Origin of the sequence: Marinobacter fonticola (assembly GCF_008122265.1) — a bacterium.
Classification (GTDB): domain Bacteria; phylum Pseudomonadota; class Gammaproteobacteria; order Pseudomonadales; family Oleiphilaceae; genus Marinobacter_A; species Marinobacter_A fonticola.
Window position 1 is genome coordinate 845,934 of sequence record NZ_CP043042.1, and the last position, 20,266, is coordinate 866,199.

17 protein-coding genes are annotated in these 20,266 nt (G+C 59.7%); 13 read left to right on the forward strand and 4 right to left on the reverse strand.

Annotated elements, in window-relative coordinates:
* From mshL to FXO11_RS03835, 13 genes are all read left to right on the forward strand, one after another.
* Entirely contained in the window at positions 1–1,731 is a 1,731-nt protein-coding gene (mshL, locus tag FXO11_RS03775) for a pilus (MSHA type) biogenesis protein MshL (RefSeq protein ID WP_227546030.1), read from the forward strand.
* 14 nt (positions 1,732–1,745) lie between these two features.
* Positions 1,746–2,588, forward strand: a complete 843-nt coding sequence (locus FXO11_RS03780; RefSeq protein WP_148861640.1) for an ExeA family protein — start codon at positions 1,746–1,748, stop codon at positions 2,586–2,588.
* Positions 2,585–3,925, forward strand: a complete 1,341-nt coding sequence (locus tag FXO11_RS03785) for a tetratricopeptide repeat protein (protein ID WP_148861641.1) — start codon at positions 2,585–2,587, stop codon at positions 3,923–3,925. The genes FXO11_RS03780 and FXO11_RS03785 overlap by 4 nt, the downstream gene beginning before the upstream one ends.
* The gene (locus FXO11_RS03790) at positions 3,918–5,666 is read left to right on the forward strand and encodes a GspE/PulE family protein (protein WP_148861642.1); all 1,749 of its coding nucleotides are present in this window, start codon (positions 3,918–3,920) and stop codon (positions 5,664–5,666) included. The genes FXO11_RS03785 and FXO11_RS03790 overlap by 8 nt, the downstream gene beginning before the upstream one ends.
* A 26-nt stretch (positions 5,667–5,692) precedes the next feature.
* A complete protein-coding gene (locus FXO11_RS03795; RefSeq protein WP_148861643.1) occupies positions 5,693–6,922 on the forward strand; it encodes a type II secretion system F family protein in 1,230 nt (409 codons plus the stop codon).
* Positions 6,922–7,452, forward strand: coding sequence for a hypothetical protein (locus tag FXO11_RS03800; protein ID WP_148861644.1), 531 nt, complete (start codon positions 6,922–6,924; stop codon positions 7,450–7,452). The genes FXO11_RS03795 and FXO11_RS03800 overlap by 1 nt, the downstream gene beginning before the upstream one ends.
* A gap of 28 nt (positions 7,453–7,480) precedes the next feature.
* Positions 7,481–8,011 (forward strand): pilus assembly FimT family protein, encoded by a 531-nt coding sequence (locus FXO11_RS03805; RefSeq protein ID WP_148861645.1) that lies wholly within the window; start codon positions 7,481–7,483, stop codon positions 8,009–8,011.
* Positions 8,012–8,053: 42 nt separating this feature from the next.
* Positions 8,054–8,551, forward strand: a complete 498-nt coding sequence (locus FXO11_RS20605) for a prepilin-type N-terminal cleavage/methylation domain-containing protein (protein WP_148861646.1) — start codon at positions 8,054–8,056, stop codon at positions 8,549–8,551.
* A gap of 123 nt (positions 8,552–8,674) precedes the next feature.
* The gene (locus FXO11_RS03815; protein ID WP_148861647.1) at positions 8,675–9,136 is read left to right on the forward strand and encodes a pilus assembly FimT family protein; all 462 of its coding nucleotides are present in this window, start codon (positions 8,675–8,677) and stop codon (positions 9,134–9,136) included.
* The gene (locus FXO11_RS03820; RefSeq protein WP_148861648.1) at positions 9,136–9,633 is read left to right on the forward strand and encodes a type IV pilus modification PilV family protein; all 498 of its coding nucleotides are present in this window, start codon (positions 9,136–9,138) and stop codon (positions 9,631–9,633) included. Before FXO11_RS03815 ends, FXO11_RS03820 begins: the two co-directional genes overlap by 1 nt.
* Positions 9,633–10,445, forward strand: a complete 813-nt coding sequence (locus FXO11_RS03825) for a PulJ/GspJ family protein (RefSeq protein ID WP_148861649.1) — start codon at positions 9,633–9,635, stop codon at positions 10,443–10,445. Before FXO11_RS03820 ends, FXO11_RS03825 begins: the two co-directional genes overlap by 1 nt.
* A complete protein-coding gene (locus tag FXO11_RS03830) occupies positions 10,435–10,860 on the forward strand; it encodes a hypothetical protein (protein WP_148861650.1) in 426 nt (141 codons plus the stop codon). Before FXO11_RS03825 ends, FXO11_RS03830 begins: the two co-directional genes overlap by 11 nt.
* A gap of 6 nt (positions 10,861–10,866) precedes the next feature.
* A complete protein-coding gene (locus FXO11_RS03835; protein ID WP_148861651.1) occupies positions 10,867–14,556 on the forward strand; it encodes a DUF6701 domain-containing protein in 3,690 nt (1,229 codons plus the stop codon).
* Positions 14,557–14,613: 57 nt separating this feature from the next.
* Here the strand turns inward: FXO11_RS03835 and glnG are convergent, their stop codons facing one another.
* From glnG to glnA, 4 genes are all read right to left on the reverse strand, one after another.
* Entirely contained in the window at positions 14,614–16,047 is a 1,434-nt protein-coding gene (glnG, locus tag FXO11_RS03840; RefSeq protein WP_148861652.1) for a nitrogen regulation protein NR(I), read from the reverse strand.
* Positions 16,044–17,114 (reverse strand): nitrogen regulation protein NR(II), encoded by a 1,071-nt coding sequence (glnL, locus tag FXO11_RS03845; RefSeq protein ID WP_148861653.1) that lies wholly within the window; start codon positions 17,112–17,114, stop codon positions 16,044–16,046. The genes glnG and glnL overlap by 4 nt, the downstream gene beginning before the upstream one ends.
* A 372-nt stretch (positions 17,115–17,486) precedes the next feature.
* Entirely contained in the window at positions 17,487–18,014 is a 528-nt protein-coding gene (locus tag FXO11_RS03850; protein WP_148861654.1) for a DUF4124 domain-containing protein, read from the reverse strand.
* Between the two features lie 346 nt (positions 18,015–18,360).
* A complete protein-coding gene (gene glnA / locus FXO11_RS03855; protein ID WP_148861655.1) occupies positions 18,361–19,764 on the reverse strand; it encodes a glutamate--ammonia ligase in 1,404 nt (467 codons plus the stop codon).
* Between the last annotated feature and the right edge of the window lie 502 nt (positions 19,765–20,266).

A 20,266-nucleotide genomic window follows, 5' to 3' on the forward strand; every position in this document is an offset into this window, starting at 1 on the left:
ATGAAAAAGGTTGTAGGCATGACGAACTGGCGTTACACCGGCTGCATGATGCTGTCTTTTCTGTTGACGGCCTGCAGCCAGAACCCGCTTCTGCGTACGAGTCAGGCGACGTCGACCGACAGTGCGCGGGCAATTGAGGACACCCTCAAGGAAGCGGACCAGGCCAGCACGGATGCGCTAACGGTAAAAGCCGATGAACGTTCAGCGGTGCCGGATGCCGTAACGTCGGCGCTGTTGCCGTCTCTGGCCGGTGCCGACGCCCGCGCTGGCGAGCCGCGTTTTGATGTCAGCGCCCGCAACCTGCCGGTTCAGACCTTTTTCGAGGGCCTGGTGGTCGACAGTGGCTTTAACGTCGTGGTTCACCCCAGCGTCGAAGGTGCGATTTCCCTGCAGCTGCAGGACGTCACCATGCCCGAAGTGATGGATGTGGTCGCCGAGCTGTACGATTTCGATGTCCAGCGCACCGGGCGGCTCTACAAAGTGCTGCCGGGCGGGCTTCAGACCCGTATGTTCCCGATCGACTACCTGCACTTGAAGCGTCAGGGCGGGTCTGAGACCCGGGTCAACTCCGGCCAGGTCTCGTCGGCTCGCAGTGACGATAACGGCAGCAACAGCGACAACGATGATGCCGGCGGTTCCGAAAGCGCGAATACCGTCGTCGGCACGCGAATCACCACTCGCACCGAGTCTGATTTCTGGCGTGATGTGCAGTCGGCGGTGACCACGATTGTGGGCAACGGCGAAGGCCGTAAGGTCATTACTACGCCAGGCGCCGGTTTGGTGTTGGTTCGGGCCCAGCCGGACGAGCTGCGCTCGGTGCAGCGCTATCTGGAAAAGGCGCAGCTGATCATGCAGCGTCAAGTGGTGATCGAGGCCAAGATTCTCGAAATCGTGCTGAACGAAAGCTACCAGCAGGGTATCAACTGGGCCGATCTGCAAAGCGCCGCCGGCGTGACCGCATCCGACGGCCTGCCGGAGGATTACACCGCTCAGTCGCTGCTTGGCCGTGCGATCACCAGTTCCGACATTGGCGGCGTTTTCTCGGCCAGCGTGCGCGCGGGTGACTTTACCGGCCTGATCGAGCTGCTAGGCAAGCAAGGTAACGTCCAGATTCTCTCCAGTCCGCGGATTTCCACCGTGAATAACCAGAAAGCCGTCATCAAGGTCGGCACCGACGAATTCTTCGTCACCGATATCGACTTCGACGAGGACGACAATGCGCTGGGTACCAATAGCGGCACCTCTACCTCGGTGGAACTGACCCCTTTCTTCTCCGGCATCTCGCTGGATGTGACGCCGCAGATCGCCGAGAACGGCACCATTACGCTGCACGTCCATCCCTCGGTGAGCGAAGTGAACGACCAGCAGAAAGTCATCACCATCGGCGACCGCGACGTGACCTTGCCGCTGGCGCTGAGCACCGTGCGTGAAACCGACAGCGTGATCAAGGCCGAGAGTGGCCAGATCGTCGTCATCGGCGGTCTGATCCAGAACTCCAGCGAAGACAACAACGCGTCGGTGCCGTTCTTTGGCGATATCCCGTACCTCGGCGAATTGTTCAAGCAACGCCGCTATCAGGGACGTAAGAGCGAATTGGTTATCCTGCTGCGACCGGTGGTGGCCAGGCCGTCCACCATGCAGGCGGATATTTCAGCCAGCCGCGAGCGCATGTCCGTGCTGCGGGAACTGCTTGAGTCGTCCGATACCGTCAAGCCACGAGCCGCCAACTGAGCCCGGGTCGCATTATGTACGAAGCCCATTTCGGTTTGCAGGAGCCTCCGTTCGCACTGACGCCGAACACGCGTTATTTCATGCGGGCGCCCAGCCACTCCGATGCCTTGGAGTTGCTGCTGGTGGCGCTGCGTGCCCGTGAAGGCTTTATCAAGATCACCGGCGAAGTGGGGACCGGCAAGACGCTATTGTGCCGTCTGCTGCTGAACGCCTTGACCACGGAGGGCGCGGTCACCGCTTATATCCCGAATCCCAGGCTGTCGCCGGAGAGCCTCTACCAGGCGGTCGCGGACGAACTGGGTGTCGATGTGACCGCGCAGGGCAACCCCCACCGGGTGCTCAAATCCATTACCGATTGTCTGCTGGAAAAAGCGCGCGCTGGCCAGGCGGTTGTACTGGTCATCGACGAAGCTCAGGCCATGCCCGAGGAAACCATCGAAGCCCTGCGCCTGTTGACCAACCTGGAAACGGAAACCGCGCGTTTGCTGCAAGTGGTGCTATTCGGCCAGCCTGAGCTGGACGTGCTGCTGAAGCGGGACAGCCTGCGTCAGCTCAAGCAGCGCATTACCTTCCAGTACACGCTAATACCGCTGGACCGCGGCGCAACGGCGCAGTATGTCCGCCATCGTCTGGCCCAGGCGGGTTACAACGGCCAGGAACTGTTTGCGCCCTGTGCGGTGAAGCTGCTCAGCCGCGCGTCCGGCGGTATCCCGCGCCTGCTCAATGTGATTGCCCACAAAGCCATGCTGGTGGCCTGGGGCATGGGTGACTTGCATATCGAGAAAGCCCACGTCAAGCGCGCGGTCCGGGATACGGACAGCGCAATGTCCATCGGCTGGCTGGGGCGTTGGTTATGAGTTTGCTGAACGAAGCCCTGCGTAACGTGGAGCAGCGCAATCGTCCCGCCGGCACGGGCACTGCCTACACCGGTCAGCCGCAAGCAAACACACGGCGCCGCCGGGCGCCGTGGCTAATGCTCGGCGTACTGGGTGTCGTCTCGGCCAGCATCGCCCTGGGGTATGGGTTATCCGGTACCGGCCCCGGTCCCACTCCCACGGTTGCGCCGGTTGCCGAGGCCTTCAGTGGCGAAGTGCAGCGGGTGGAGTACCACGGCGGTGCGCAGCAGGGCGATGGGCTACAAAACAGTGGGTCACAAGACATTGAACTAAAAACCAGTGAACCCCTAAGCGACGCGCAGCCCAAAGAGGCGTTACCGCCAATGGCGCGGCCTGCCGTCTTGGGCGAGGCCGTACCGGTGTCTGCGCCGGCGCCCGGTAACGCAACCGAAAAGAATGAGCCCGGCACGCACCCGGTGGGCGAAACCACGCCCTCGATGCTTGAGGTGAGCGGCGAGCCAGCAAGTACTAAAACCGTTGAGGCCGTGGAACGTGCCGATAGGCCCAAGATTCAGGCGCCGTCAGCACCAGTTGAGGCGTCATCCCCTAAGCCAGCGGCGAATGTTGCGGACGTCCGGCAGAGAGCCGCCGTCGACGCGCCGGTGAGCGAAGTCGCAAGCGCTAGGCCCGTCACGCGAACGTCCCAGCCACGCGAGGCTCAGGTTACCGCCTCGGCTGATTCTGCGTCTCCGGCTGACGTGCGCACCGTTCATGCAACGCCTGCTTCCCGGGACCGCGCCGCTGCCGTAGTCATTCGTGACGCACTGGCCAATAGCCGCATCAACGAGGCCCGGCAGACGCTGGCGGAGATCGCCGACGCGCAACCGGCACCGCGTAGCCGTGCGCAATGGGTTCGCCACCTGCTGGTTATAGGTGACATACAGCAAGCGTTGGCCTGGGCGCCCGCGGATATTGCGGCCGACAACGCCGATCTGCGTCTGCTGCGGGCGCGGGTGCAACACGCCTTGGGCCAGGTCGATGCAGCGGTCGCGACACTGCAGAGTCACGTACCGGCGGTGGAAGCGGATCCGAACTATGCCGTCACGCTCGCCACACTGCAGCAGCAAAACGGCCAGTACGGGCCTGCCGCCGCTCGCTGGGCGGAACTGATTGCCTACGACGATTCCCGTAGCGCCTGGTGGGTGGGGTTGGCGATTGCTCTGGAAAGCGAAAAACGCCTGGAAAGCGCGGCGCGCGCTTATGCCCAGGCTTTGCAACTGCCGGATTTATCCGCAGCGCTGAGAGACTTTGTCCTGCAGCGCCTGCGCGCATTTGAAGTGGATGGCACGAATGGCTGAACCGAAGAAAAAAATCCGGATTGGTGACCTGCTGGTCCAGAACCAGGTCATCACCGAAGAGCAGTTGATGACCGCCTTGCGCGAGCAGAAGAACACCGGCCGAAAGCTGGGACGAACGCTGATCGATCTGGGCTATGTGGACGAGGACAACCTGCTCAACTTCCTCTCCCGTCAGCTCGAGATTCCGTTCGTTCAGCTGCGCCACTTTCAGTTCAACCTGAACCTGGTGAAAAAGCTGCCGGAAGCTCTGGCCCGTCGCTTCCGCAGTATTGTGCTGGCGGAACAGTCCGGCGAATTGCTAGTAGGCATGGCCGATCCGATGGATATCTTCGCCTACGACGAGCTGGTGCGCGTGTTAGGCCAGCCGGTCAAACAGGCGGTCGTCCGGGAAAGCGAGCTGCTATCCACGCTGGACCTGGTCTATCGCCGCACCGAGGAAATCGCCTCGCTGGCGGAGGAACTGGAAGACGAACTGGGTGACGACGCCTTCGACCTGGCGGATTTGTCCGCCGAGTCCGATACCAACGAAGCGCCTGTCGTCAAACTGCTGCAAACACTATTCGAAGACGCCGTGCAGGCCCGCAGCTCCGATATTCATATCGAACCGGACGAAACCGTGGTTCGTATCCGGCAGCGGGTCGATGGCGTGCTGCAGGAACAGGTGATGAAGGAGAAGCGGGTCAACTCCGCGCTGGTCCTGCGCCTGAAACTGATGGCGGGCCTCAACATCTCCGAAAAGCGGCTGCCTCAGGACGGCCGCTTCAATATCCGGGTGAAGGGCCGCAGTATCGACGTGCGGGTGTCCACCATGCCGGTGCAGCATGGCGAGTCGGTGGTGATGCGTCTGCTGGATCAGTCCCAGGGCACCTTGAATCTGGATGGCACCGGCATGCCCGCCGAATTGCTCGAACGTTTTCGCCGCATGATTCACCGGCCCCACGGCATGATTCTGGTCACCGGTCCCACCGGTAGCGGTAAGACCACCACGCTCTACGGCGCGCTGTCCGAGCTCAACCAGCCCGAGGTGAAGATCATTACCGCCGAGGATCCTGTGGAATACCGTTTGCCGCGGATTACCCAGGTGCAGGTCAATCCCAAGATCGGCCTCGAATTCGCCACGGTACTCCGGGCGGCTCTGCGTCAGGATCCGGACGTAATTCTCGTGGGCGAGATGCGGGACCGTGAAACCGTGGAGATCGGCCTGCGTGCCGCCATGACAGGTCACCTGGTGCTGTCGACGCTGCACACCAACGATTCCATCAGCAGCGCCATGCGCCTGATCGACATGGGCGCGCAACCGTTCCTGGTTGCCAGCTCGCTACTGGGTGTGGTGGCCCAGCGCCTTATTCGCCGCGTGTGCGACAACTGCAAAGTGTCTTATCTGCCCACGGATCAGGAGCGGGTGTGGCTGGATTCGCTGGGCCGGGACGCTGAAGCCATCGCCGACCGGTTTGTCCACGGGCAGGGCTGCTATCAATGCAGCAATACCGGCTATCGCGGCCGTATCGGCGTCTACGAGATGCTGGAGCTGGACGAAGCCATGCTGGATGCGCTGCGTCGCCAGGACCCATCATCGTTTACCCGGGCTGCGCGGCACAGCCCGACCTATCGGCCGCTGGAGCAGCACGCACTGGATTACGCGCTGGAAGGCGTGACTACGCTACAGGAAGTGGCCCGGGTATCGGCCACCACCGAATCGCTGGATGAGCCGGAAGACGTGTTGGCTGAGGCGATTAAATGAGTGTTCTCGTGAGGGTGGGCTGAGTTATGCGCTTTAGCTATCGGGGCAAAGACAGCACCGGCCGTCCGGAACAGGGCGAACTCGATGCCGTCAACATCGACGCTGCCGCGGGAGAACTTCTGCGGCGCGGCGTCACGCCCCTGCGTATCGAGCCCCGCGAGGCGCAAGCCGAGCCGATCAAGTGGCTGAGTTCCAAGCCGATGTTCCGGCGCAAGGTCAATGTGGACGAACTGATCGTCTTCTGCCGCCAGATGTACGCGCTGACCAAGGCCGGGATTCCACTGATTCGCACCATGCGCGGACTGGCGGACACCACGCGTTCGCCGCGACTGGCCGAAGTGCTGGACGACATTACCGACCGCCTGGAAGGTGGCGTCACCATGGCCACGGCGATGCAGGCCCATCGTGATGTGTTCTCGGACCTGTTCGTGACGATGATCCACGTGGGCGAGAATACCGGTCAGATGGACGAATCCTTCCAACGCCTGTCCGCCATTCTGGAACTCGAGCGTGATACACGGCGGCGGGTCAAGCAGGCTATGCGCTACCCCACGTTTGTGGTGATTGCGTTGCTATCCGCGCTGATGGTGGTGAACTTTCTGGTCATACCCAAGTTCGCGGCGGTGTTCAACAAATTGGGCGCCGATCTGCCATTCCTGACCAAGGTACTGGTCGGCACATCCAACTTCCTGATCAATTACTGGTACATCCTGGCGTTTATCATTGCCTCGGCGGTGGTGCTGACGCGGCAGTGGCTGAAGACGGAGAACGGCCGGGTCACCTGGGATCGCTATAAACTCAAGATTCCGATCATCGGCCCGCTGCTGGAACTGATCACATTAAGCCGGTTCTCCCGGAACCTGGCCAGCACCCTCACGGCGGGCATGCCAGTGACCCATTCGCTGTCCGTGGTGGCCGACGCCACGGATAACGCCTGGATCGCCAAGCATGTGCGCGACATGCGCCACGGTATCGAACGCGGTGACACCTTGCTACGCACAGCGCGCAACAGCGGCATGTTCACGCCGCTGATCCTGCAGATGATCGCCGTAGGCGAGGAGACCGGCGCGGTGGACGAGATGCTGGTCAATGTGGCGGATTTCTACGACGAGGACGTTGATTTCGGTCTCAAGCGATTGGCGGAATCCATTGAACCGATCCTGATCGTGGCGATGGGCGTACTGGTACTGATTCTGGCGCTGGGTGTATTCCTGCCAATCTGGGACCTGGGTCGCGCCTCGCTGGGTGGCGGTTAATGCCGGCGTCCGGCCTCCGTTTCGGTGGCTTGGACGTTAACTTTGGTAAAACGCTGGCTATCGCCGTGACGGTCCTGGTTCTGGGTGCAATAGTCCTGTTGGAAACGCCGTCTGAAGACGCCGAATCGACCGCGCTACGGCTGACCCTCAACCAATTGCGGGCGGCTCTTGTGGTCAAGGGGGCGGAAATTCGCCTGACCGACGGCGAGGCGGATTACGCAGCCTGGACCGGCGCTAACCCGATGGCCTTGCTGAATACGCCGGTGCGTAACTATGAAGGCGCCTGCCAGGGCAACAAACCGGCAACAGGCCGCTGGTGTTTTGATACAAAACTCCAACAGGGAGTACTGAATTATCAGGCCTCCCAGCCGATAAACTGGGAACAGGGCGAAGATAAACGCTCGGGCACACTCACATGGCGTGTCGAGCCGGAATACACCGACCTGAATGGCAACGGACGCCTGGATGAGACTGACCGGCAGACCGGTTTGAAACTGGTGCTAAAAGACAGTCATTCGGACCCGGCTTGAGCCGGTTCAGAATCAGGAGACGCATGCGATGCAGGTAGAACAGATTAAGACCAGCACCGGCCGGCACTCAGGTTTCACCCTGATCGAGTTGGTGGTGGTCATCAGCATACTCGCGATCATAGCCGCGTTCGCGCTGCCGCGCTTTGCCGAACTCTCCACCCAGGCCCACCGCGCCAGTATCCAGGGTTCCTCCGGCGCCTACTCCGCGGCTATTGCACTGGCAAGAGCCCAGTGGACAGCCGCTGGCGCCGCGGGGGCGCAACAGAATTTGCAGGGCTTTGGTGCAGAGAACGTCGACATGAGCGCCGGTGGCTGGCCCGCCGGCGTCTCCGGGAATACCGATCCAGACAGTATGGGTGCAGCCGACTGTGCGGCGCTTTGGAGTGCCTTGCTCCAGTCCAATGCGCCGGGCGTAGCCACGGCCGCCGGCGCCAACGTTGATTACGTTGCCAGCGTCAGCGGTGGCGACTGCCGCTACACCTACGATTTGGACGACGAAAACAGTTATATCCAATACGACCCGAACGACGGCGAAGTCACCACGGTCATCAACCCCTAAACCTCGGCTATCAAACCAAGAAAACTAAAACGGAGTGGTCTTATGACACCGATTAATGCGATTGCATCCAAGAAAGAAAAAGGCTTTACCCTGATCGAGCTGGTCATGGTGATTGTGATTTTGGGTATTCTGGCGGCGTTTGCGCTTCCGCGGTTTGCGGATTTTGGTACCGATGCCCGAGTGGCTACTTTGGATGGCGCTATCGGTTCAGTGAGGTCCGGCGCCTCTATCGCCCATGCTCGCTGGCTGGCGGATGGGAATGGTGTCAACGGGGTTACCTTGGATGGGGTGCCCGTCGCGATTGATAACTCGGCTGCCGGAAATGGCTTTCCGACTGCGGCAGCTGGTGGAATTGGTAATGCGGCCCAATTAGATGCAAATGACTACACCATTGGTGCGGCAGCGGGAGGAATCGCTTCGATTACCGTAGCAGACACGGTTGGTACGGATCGTGATGGCGATGGTACCGCGGGGCAGTGTTCCTTCGATTACAATCAAGCAAACGGTACTGTAAACAATCGTCAAGTTGCAGATTGCTGATGGAAGAGCTGGTTGACGTCAGCAAACGGGCGGATGCGGTGAGCTATGCTATCCGCATCAGTTTCCTGGCATATACCGTTGCAAAGGTCACATCTGCATCTTTCCGACAGTTGGCGCGGGCGAATGTTGAGCCGCTGTACTAGTTCGACTTTGCGTAGAACCGCGGGTTTTACCCTCGTCGAACTTGTCATGGTAATCGTCCTGATCGGCGCACTATCAGCACTAGGCATCGGCTTGTTCACAAGCCGATCCGCCTTCAGTCCTCTCCTGGCCTCCCAACAGTTGTCCTCCGCCGTTCTTCTCGCCCAACAAGCTGCATTGGCGGGCAATACAACGATGCACACGGTCATCATTTCCCAAACCGCTGACACCTTCACGTTCAATGTCGGCGGCGTTACGCAATTTCAGATTGATCGTGCAGGCACGGCGCTGACTCTGGGAGGTAACCCGCCCCCCTTTGTTGTCATGTTTAACGCTCAAGGCTTTCCAAGCAACGGCGCCCAACATCAATTCTCGTTCACGGGTGACAGTAACTATCTAGTTTGTATCAGCTCCCTTGGCGCGGTTTATCAGGGGGTGTGCTGATGATTGGGCTGGATCGACGCCAATCCGGCGCAACACTGGTCGAGCTGGTCATGACCATCGTGATCATCAGCATCGCCGTGGCCGGTGTTGTGGGGGCTTTCGCCACCATCGCGGGCCGGAGCGCCGATCCGCTCAACCAGACGCGGGCGGTGGAGCTGGCTCAGCTCTACCTCGACGAAATTCTCGCGAAGAAATACGACGAGTTGACGCCCGAAGGCGGTGTGCCGCCTTATACCGGGGGCTGTAACATTAATACCGACGAAGTCGACCGCGCTGATTTTGACGACGTGGACGACTACCACAATCTCACCGATAATCCACCCAAGAGCCCGGTTACCAACATCGCCGGTTACAGTGGTTTTCAGGTCGCGGTTTCCGTTGCATGCGCCGGTGGCGAGGTCGGGCTGGCGGCAGCCAACGCCAAACGGATACGGGTGACCATCACGACACCCGGTGGCCCGGTCTTCGATTTTTCCGCTTACAGGGCCAACTTCTGATGCGCGGCGCCCGGGGCTTTACGCTTATTGAGCTGGTTATTGTGATCGTCCTTCTGGCGATTGTGGCGACGATTTCCGTCCAGTTCGTCAGTTATTCCACCCAGGGCGCCATCGATACCGGCGCTCGCCAGCAGCGTGCGCTCGCGGGCGTCGTCATCAGCGAACAGATTACCCGCGCCCTGCGCGAAGCCTTTCCGTTATCCATTCGCACCGGGGCCGGGGGCAGTTGTATTGAATGGATGCCGATTATTGCCGCCTCGAACTATATCGATTTACCGGCCACAACGGCTGCCAGCCAGTTCAATGCCGTCGGGGCCAGCGTTAGCGGCAATACTATCAACGGTCGTGTCGTCGTCTACGGACACGATGCCCCGGGTAACCAGCTTTATGCCGAAGCGCTGCAGAACGACGGTGTGGGTCCTATCTCCCCACCGGCGGCGGTGGGCACTATTTCGGAAAACGGAACGGCTCAGGAAACGAACTCTGTGCAGGTCACCTGGGCCGGCAATCATCGCTTCAGTAACGAATCGCCCCAGCGGCGGTTTCACGTGCTGGGAGCCCCGGAAACCCTTTGCCAGCAAGGGAACAGGATTGTCCGGGCCAACAACTACGGAATCAATGCTGCAATCAATACCGCACCGGCAGGCGCCAATCTCGCTGCGAATATCCAGACGGGTTCCTTGGCTTTTAATTATCAGCCCGCCACCTTGCAGCGCGGCGCTATCATCGTATTCAGCTTTGCGATCGAGGATCCGCTGTCCGGCGAAACCATGGCCGTCAGTCAGGAGGTGCAGGTTCGCAATGTTCCCTGACACGCAACGTACCGCGCATCGCCAAGCGGGAGCTGGTCTCCCGGTCGCACTGTTCGTCATTACGGTTCTGGCCCTGATCGTGGTGGGCATGGGGCAGCTGCAGCAAAGCAGTGGCCAGGCCGTCAGCTTGCAAATCCAGTCCCAACGCGCTTTCTTTGCCGCCGAGAGCGGTGCGCAGGTGGGTGTGGCGCAGGTGCTGGCGGGCAACGCCTGTAGCGCGATCCAGAGTCCGATTAACTTCGCGACTCCGGGTTTAAATGGCTGCGAGGCCCGGGTGGCCTGTCAATATGCGACCTTTCAGGGCGATGTCGATGGCGATGGCTCGGCTGACAGCGTGTATACGCTCAGGAGCGAAGGACGCTGCGGCACAGGCCCCGATCAGGCCATCAGAACAATCCAGGTTCGAGTCAGGTGAGACTAGATGTCGTATCGTCTTAGGCAGGTGCTGGGTTTGAATATCTCTTGCTTCCGATTACTGGCGCTGATGCTTGTGTTCTGTGCCACTCCCGTTGCGGCGCAATCCAATGAAGCCGTCGCCGAATGGCGCATGGACGAGCGGCAGTGGACCGGCGCTGCCGGCGAAGTTGCGGACAGCACTGGCAACGGTCATTCGGGGCGTGCGAGAACCGCTGGTGGCGCCAACTCGCTGCCGAGTACTGTGGACGCCAAGGTCTGCCGTGGCGGGCGTTTCCGGGGGCAGGGTTTCAACGATCCGTCTCGTAATGGTGCCTATGTCGACGCGCAGCACTTTGTTGAAGTCGCTGACGCCAATGCGCTTTCGCCGTTGTCGGGTTCCGGAGGGCGCATGTCGGTTTCCGGCTGGTTTCAGATGGATTCGACAAACGACACACAGACGCTGCTGCATAAAGGCGTCGGTTCGCAGTCGCAGGAATACAATCTGTGGGTCACGGACCGGGATCTCGAGGTGACCTTCTGGAATCGCTTCGGCAGCCCATACTCACTCAGGCTTACCAACTCGAATGTGCAGGCTGACCGCTGGTATTTTTTCTGGATCCAGGCCGCCCGTTACGACAACGGCACGCTGGGTATGCAGGTGACGATGTTCGACAACAATGTGGAACTCGTCGAGTCTCAGGTGCGTTACATCGAACAGTTCTTTAGCGGCCAGGGCGGCAATTACAACACGAAGCCGTTGAATGGCCCTCTGCTCTTCGGCGGTACGCGCTACGGTACCGGCAATCCGGTCAATTTCTTCGATGGCATGCTCGACGAGGTGCGCTTTCACGACCGCCTTTTCGGTTTTGAAGACATTCAGGAGATGGCGAATACCACTCGCGACTGTGCGAGCTCATCGCTCCAGTGCTTCAACGACGACTACAGCCAATCGAATCTGTCTGAGGATTGGGTGACATCGGTGTCGGTGGGTAATTTCACGCCTCAAGTTACCAATGGCCGGCTGCGCATGACGCAGGCCCGATCAAATCAGGCGACAGCCGCCACCTTGCAGCGGGAAATTCCGGGGGCCGAGAATCTGGTGGTCCTCGAGTTCGACTACTACGCCTATGGCGGAAACGGCGCTGACGGGCTGGCTTTCGTGCTCTCGGACGCGAACGTCACCCCGCGGCCGGGGAGCTATGGTGGCTCGCTTGGTTACGCCCAGCGAAGCAACGGCGATCCTGGCTTTGCCGGAGGGTGGATCGGCATCGGCCTCGATGAATTCGGCAACTTCTCCAATGCGACGGAGGGACGTGTTGGAGGACCCGGATTCCGACGAGACGCTATCGCCATACGAGGGGCCGCTCCCAACTATCGTTATCTTCGCGGTACGCAAACCCTGAACCCGGGTGTGGATACGCCAAACACCAACAATCCGTCCCCCCAGCGGTATCGAATCACCGTGGATTCGAGGCGGTCCGGAGAAGCGCTGGTCTCTGTCGAGCGTGATACGACGGGGACGGGTAACAGTTATCAGCAACTGGTTGCTCCCTTTAACGCGCTGAACGAGCCGGGCCAGCCGGCGGTGCCGGAGAATTTCCTGTTATCTATGACGGGGTCTACGGGCGGCAGCAATAATATTCATGAGTTTGATAACTTCCAGTTGTGTGCGTTGAAGTTGAATCCCGTCGGCGCCCAGGTCGACCATTTCCGAATCTACCACGATGGTACGGCGCTGACTTGCCAGCCTGAAGAGGAAATACTGGTTCGGGCCTGTGCCGATCCGAACTGCAACGCACTGTTCACCGACCCGGTGCAAGCGACGATGGCGCCCTCAGGCTGGGTGGGCGGCGACACGATCAATCTGACAGACGGCGAGGCCTCGGTGGCGTTACAACGCACGACGCCCGGTACGGTGACGCTGGGCGTCACCGGTTCAGAACCTTCAACCCGACCGCAGTCCAAAACGTTATGCCAGAGTGGTGGCGGCGCACTCTCGGCCAACAACTGCAAACTTACCTTCTTTGAATCCGGTCTGGTCTACGATATACCTGACCTCGTTTCCAACGCCGCCAAAGACGGGATCAAGATACGTGCGCTCAAATCCGGGGGCGACCCCGGTAATCCAGATGATGCGTGTGTGCCTGCGTTTGAGAACGTGACTCGGAATGTGGCGTTCTGGTCGACCTATGCTAAACCGAACGCGAGTGAAGTGGCTGCCCTGAGTCAGATGACGTTGAACGGAACGACGGTGTCGAACAACGCCAGCAGCCCGACGCGGATACCGCTGGCCTTCGACGCGCAAGGCGTGGCAGAGGTTTCCGCGAACTACGTCGATGCTGGTCGGCTACAGCTTGACGCGCGTTACACGGGGTCCGCTGAGACAGGCGACGAAGGCTTGGAAATACCCGGAGCGGATCAGTTTACGACCGTTCCGCATGGTTTTTGCGTCCAGCCCACGAGCCTGAGCGCCGTTTGCGCCGCAGGGGATAGCACCTGTGATGTTTTTGCCGCTGCCGGCGACGTGTTTCAGATGCGGGTCAAGGCCGTGAGAAAAGAGGGAGACGGAATCGACAACCTTTGCGTCAACAATGCGAAGACGCCGAACTTCCAAATTGAAGCGCTGCAACTGGGTCATCAGCTTGTTGCGCCTTCAGACGGGTTTGCGGGAAGTATTCAGGCCGGCGCGCTCTCCTTTACCAAAAGCCACGCAGGCGAGAGGGTCTTCAACCAGAGCGTTTCTGAGGTGGGCGTTTTTCGCTTCGGGATACCCGTGCAGCCTTACCTGGGAGCTTCGCTGCCTTCCGCAAACTCCGCACCGATTGGCCGCTTCATTCCTGCCGCCTTCCAGGTGGAAAAGTCGGACGGCGCTTTAAATCCAGGTTGTGGCGTTGGTGGCTTCCTTTACAGCGGGCAGCCGACGGACTGGCTTGAAGTGCCCACGCTGACGATCACAGCGCGTAATACCAAGAACGGCATTACTGAGAACTACACAAAGGGCGGTTTCCAGAAGTTGATGGCCTCCGATGTCGAGGTTGATTTTCCGGCGTCGCTGACGGTTGCCACGACGAACGCGGACGGAACTCCGAGTAACGTAACGGTCGGCCTTGCATTCGATGAGTCAGCGGGTGCTCTGAGCGTGATAAGTGACGGGGTGATGAGCTATACGTTTGCTGACCCTGACAACTTGCTGACCTTCACCAAAAACGATAATTCGCGTATCAATCCTTATACACCGCATATCAAGCTGCCGGTGACAAGTATCGAGGATAGTGACGAGGTGGCTGCGAGCGCGCTACCGGAACTCGCGCCGGAAGCGGCTTTTGATGTGCGTTATGGGCGCCTGAGGATGGAAAACGTATTCGGCCCGGAAACGGCAACTGAGCTGAAAATGTTCTCGTACGTCGAGCAATGGCAAGGCGGGCGGTTCGTCACGAATCAAAAAGATAACTGCCTGGCGCCGAATATGTCACAACTAGCCAACACCGCGAACCACCACAATATGCAGTCAACATCCGCCGCCGTGGCAAACGGGGTGTTGGGGCCGCTCCTGCTAAAGCCAACGGGACGCGGAACGGACACCTTGAGCTGGGACGCTCCGGCCTGGCTGGAATATGACTGGGATGGCGATGGCAGCCAGGACGATCCGTCAGCCACCGCCACCTTCGGCGTCTATCGAGGCCATGACCGCGTGATTTATTGGCGGGAACTCTGATTAACTAATAGTCTTCGGCGCGCCTCGAAGCCGAAGCCCGCTGCACGGCGCCCCATTTCAATCGTCGTCATCGTCCGACGGTCCCTCCGCCATCCCCAGCTCTTTGATCTTCCGGGTTAGCGTATTACGCCCCCAGCCCAATAGGATGGCAGCATCCCGGCGACGGCCGCCAGTATGCTTGAGGGCGGTTTCGATCATCATCTGCTCGAATTCCGGCACGGCGACATCCAGGATGCCTTGCTTGCCGCGTTTGAGCTCCTGCTCGGCCCAGGCCCGCAGTCCTTCCTGCCAGGTTTGGCCGGTGGGTGGGGTGTCCGCCTGTTCGAGCAATTCGGGCGGCAGGTCGCTGACGTGAATTTCACGGCCACTGGCCATGACGGTGAGCCAGCGGCAGGTGTTTTCCAGCTGGCGGACGTTGCCCGGCCAGGGCAGGGTGGTGAGGTATTCTTCGGCTTCCGGGCGTAGCAGCTTGGGCTCGACCGAAAGCTCCAACGCGGCGCGCTTGAGGAAGTGCCCCATCAGGCGCGGAATGTCTTCGCGGCGCTCGGACAGGCGTGGCAGGTGCACACGAATGACATTCAGCCGGTGAAACAGGTCTTCCCTGAACGTGCCGGCTTGAACCAGCTTTTCCAGATTCTGATGCGTCGCGGCGATGATGCGGACATCCACCTTGATGGGCGTGGTGCCGCCGACCCGGTAGAACTCGCCGTCCGCCAGCACGCGCAGCAGCCGGGTCTGGGTGTCTGCCGGCATGTCGCCGATTTCGTCGAGGAACAGCGTGCCACCGTTGGATTGTTCGAAACGGCCTTGGCGAGCCGCTGCGGCACCGGTGAAGGCCCCTTTCTCGTGGCCGAAAAGCTCGGATTCGATCAGGTCCTTGGGTATGGCCGCCATGTTCAGCGCGATGAACGGGTGCTTGGCGCGCGGACTGTGATTGTGCAGCGCCTGGGCCACCAGCTCCTTGCCGGTACCGCTCTCGCCATTGATCAACACCGTGATATTGGAGTGGGAGAGGCGGCCAATGGCACGGAAGACTTCCTGCATCGCCGGTGCCTCACCGATGATTTCGGTGTGGCGGTTTGGCGGCTCTACCTGTGGCTCGGCGGTTGCCCGGCGTTCGCGACCATGGTCCACGGCGCGCTTGACCAGAGCTACCGCATCGTCGACGTCGAACGGCTTGGGCAGGTATTCGAAAGCCCCGGACTGGTAGCTGGCGACGGCGCTCTCCAGGTCGGAATGGGCGGTTATGATGATCACCGGAATATCCGGGTGCTCGTGCACGATCTGCGAGAGCAGGGCGATGCCATCGATGCCGGGCATACGGATATCGCTAATGATGGCATCGGGCTGCTCTCGTTCGAGGCGCATCATGATGCCCTCGCCGTTCTCAAAAGCCCGCGGCTGCATGCTGGCCTGAGATAGGGCCCGCTCCAGGACCCAACGAATACTCCGATCATCGTCAATTATCCAGACGTTAGCCGATTGGCTCATGCTTTCAGCTCCAGAGGCAGGAAAATGATGAAATCGGTGCAGCCGGGCGAGCTCTCGCATTCGACGAGTCCCTGGTGTTGACCGATGATGCTTTGCGTAATCGATAGACCCAGGCCCGTGCCGTTGGCCCGGCCACTGATCATGGGATAGAAGATGTTCTGCAACAGGTCAGGTGGAATGCCGGGCCCGTTGTCTTCGATATCGACACGGCAGACCAGCCGGTAGCGGCGGTGGCCGATGGTGAACTGGCGCAGTGCCCGGGTCCGGAAGACGATGCACGGCTGCCGGTCGGACGGGTGATCGGCGGCGGCTTCCATGGCGTTGCGGGCCACGTTGAGGAAGGCCTGAATCAGTTGCTCCTTGTCGCCCTGGAACTCCGGCAGGCTGGGGTCGTAGTCCCGCTCCAGCCGCACCCGGCCCTTGCTTTCCGCTTCCAGCAGTGTGCGCACCCGCTCCAGCACTTCGTGAATGTTGGTGTCGTTGAATTGCGGGGCTTTATTGGGCCCCAGCATGCGATCTACCAGGCTGCGTAGACGATCGGCCTCGTCGATGATAACCCGCGTGTATTCCTTCTGATTTTCGTCGGTCAGTTCGCGATCCAGCAATTGCGCGGCGCCGCGAATGCCGCCTAGGGGATTCTTGATCTCGTGCGCCATACCACGGACGAGAATGCGGGTGGTTTCCTGCTGGCTCAGCATGTCTTCTTCGCGGGTGATGCGCAGCAGGCGATCCCGGGGTTGGAGTTCCAGTAACAACTCGGCGGAATCCGCACCAATTTGGGACACGGAATAATCCACCGTAAATCGCGAACCGGACAACAGGGTGAACTCGGCTTCCCGCTTGGTAAATGGCTGTCCGGTCCTGGCGGCCGCGTGCAGCGTCTCGAAAGCTTCGGCCGAGTCGGTAAACAGGCTGGCCAGATTGGTGCCCGCGATGCGCGTTCCGCTGGCTTCCAGCAGATATTCCGCTGCCGCATTGATGTACTGAATGGTCAGATCGCTATTCAGAACCAATGTTGCCGTCGTCAGATTATCCAGGATTTGTCTGTAGACAATATTTTTAGACATGATGCCCCTCGCATTCGATGCGGTATCTGCAAAAAGCGAACCAGTTGTGGGGCACGCCTCATGAACTGCGCGTATCGGGTGACAATCAAAAGCTGAACGGTCTGTAGTATGGCTCCCCGGTTTGGGGCGCTTTTACTACAACAGCGAAAATACGCTTCGATGTTGTTCGGATGGTAGAGGCTTTTTGATGTGAGCGCACCATGTTGGTGCGCTTGGTGGCCGTGGGCACTTGAATGGCTCACGGCAGCCCGGTGGGCTGCTCCGAAGCTTCAGCTTCTAAGGTGCCGAGGTGCCTGCGGTTTTCGCTCACATAGCGCTTTTGCGGCACCTTCTCTTCGGCTGGGGCACGGGGCGGGGGTAAAGGGGGCAGGGTCAATTCAGTACGGACGGACGGTGAATGGTGAAGCTGATGTTCTGGCCTGGCTGGATGATGCGGCCCTGGCTGTCGACAATGTTGACCGACGCCTTGTGCGTGCCCCGGAAGACGTTGTTGACCGAGAACCGGCCGGATGCGTTCTGTCCGATAGGCTGGCCATCGAGTGTCACTTCGAACAGGTGGCCGGAGCGCAACGCCGGCTGGCTCGAAACCGAAAAGGTGATGTCACCGCTGCCCGAGTGGAAGGCGCTCTCGTCTTCGGGGGCCATAAAAGTGACGCTGCCGTAGCGCTGGCTGGATTGCTGCTCTTCGCCTTCGCCGCCGCGCTCGACGATCTCGCGGACCTGATCCGCTTTCGGCAGGGTTACCGTCGTCACGGGTTCGACCTTAATAGCCTGACCACCGGAGAGCGGTTCGTCCGAGTAGGTCACGTTGCCCTGGGCATCGACACGCTTGTAAACCTCGGCCTGTGCTGCGGTGCTTGCGAACACGACCACGCCGAGTAGAGCGAGAAATCTTGTCACGGGAAACTCCCTTCTGTTTTCGTTTTAACGATTATTGGCCGAGCCTTTAAAGCATTGCAACTTCTGCGTGTTACGCGTTGTACGGGAGAGTCTATACATGATGTCCCGCAAATAAGTTCTGAAAGTCTAGACCCTCCTGTAGGTTGGGCTGGTAAGCCCAACAAACCCGGAAAATCCTGTTGGGCTTGCCAGCCCAACCTACGCTGTGCAAGTGAGTTACGATAGTGGGTTGTGGGACACACACTGGCGCTTTTTTGTGCAGGCACAAAAAAGCCCCGCGGAGTGCGGGGCTTAGTCTGCATCAGACGGCTACCTTAGGCAGCGTCTGTTTATACAGGGGTATTGCTTAAACCGAGTAGTACAGTTCGAACTCGACCGGATGCGTGGTCATGTTCAGGCGCTCGACTTCACCGCGCTTCAGGTCGATGTAACCTGCGATCATGTCCTCGGTGAAGACGCCGCCACGAGTCAGGAACTCGTGATCCTTCTCCAGTGTATCGAGCGCTTCCTGGAAGGTTTCGCACACGGTCGGGATGTTGAGCGCCTCTTCCTTCGGCAGATCGTACAGATCCTTGTCCATGGCATCGCCCGGGTGGATCTTGTTCTGGATACCGTCAAGGCCGGCCATCAGCATGGCAGCGAAGGCCAGGTACGGGTTGGCGGCTGCATCCGGGAAGCGGACCTCAACACGACGCCCCTTCGGGCTACTGACGTACGGGATCCGGATCGAAGCCGAACGGTTACGGGCAGAATAGGCCAGCATGACCGGTGCTTCGAAGCCAGGAACCAGGCGCTTGTAGCTGTTGGTCGAGGCGTTGGTGAAAGCGTTGAGAGTCTTGGCGTGTTTGATGATGCCGCCGATGTAGTACAGGGCCATCTCGCTCAGGCCGGCGTAGCCGTCGCCCGCAAAGATGTTCTTGCCGTCCTTGTTCAAGGACATGTGAACGTGCATACCGGAACCGTTGTCACCCACGACCGGCTTAGGCATGAACGTGGCTGTTTTGCCGTAGGCGTGAGCCACGTTGTGCACGCAATACTTGAGGATCTGCACTTCGTCGGCCTTCTTGGTCAGCGTGTTGGCGCCAACGCCGATTTCGCACTGACCAGCGGTGCCTACTTCGTGGTGATGAACTTCGATTTCCAGGCCCATGGACTCCATGGCCGCACACATGGCGCCACGCAGGTCGTGCAGGCTGTCAACCGGCGGAACCGGGAAATAGCCGCCTTTCACACCCGGACGGTGACCGATGTTGTTGCGCTCGAAATCTTCGCCGGAAACCCAGGCGGCTTCCTCAGAGTAGATTTCGTACATAGCGCCGTTCATGTCGGTGCGCCACTTGACGGAGTCGAATACGAAGAACTCAGGCTCCGGGCCGAACAGTGCGCCATCGGCAATGCCGGTGGACTTCAGGTATTCTTCGGCGCGACGGGCGACGGAACGCGGATCGCGCTCGTAACCCTGCATGGTGGTCGGCTCGACGATATCGCAGGTGATGTTCAGCGTGGTTTCTTCGGTGAACGGATCGATAACACCGGTGCTGTCGTCCGGCATCAGGATCATGTCGGATTCGTTGATGCCTTTCCAGCCGGAGATGGAAGAGCCATCGAACATCTTGCCGTCGGTGAAAAAGTCGTCGTCGATTTCAGAAGTGGGCATCGTCACGTGTTGCTCTTTGCCGCGGCTGTCGGTAAACCGCAGGTCAATCCACTTCACTTCGTATTCTTTGATCAGGTCAAGCGTCTTGGACATTACGCATACTCCGTCAGTTTATGTCTTTTGTGGAGCCGGCTCGGCTGAATGGCCTTGAAACAGCCCGTTCAGCGTCCGATTCATTCGACAGGCGCAGGGCAGCTTATCAAAAGTGCTGCGGCCGTGCCTGCAAATTCGGCTGCAAACAGTTAAGCAAAGCGCTTGCCAATATTGTTGGCTCGGTCGATGGTGGTGCAGCGTGAGCATTTACAGGGCGGAAGCTGCACCCTAACGCAGGGTGGCAGGGCAGGGATAGTGCGCTTTATGCTCTAAATTGGTGCAATAATGGTATTTATGCATCCTTTTGGACCGTTGACGGTGTTCAGCTGAATCGTCTCGTGTCAGCCGGAACCGTTGGTCACAATTTGAGCGCATTGCTTGAGTTGACGTAGTTACTCGGGCCGGTTTTCGATATACTGCGCGCGCCCGAGGGTGACCTCCAATATCTGGCGCCCACAGCCGGAGCTGTCGAAGCGCTCCTTAACCGAACATTTCCCCGATT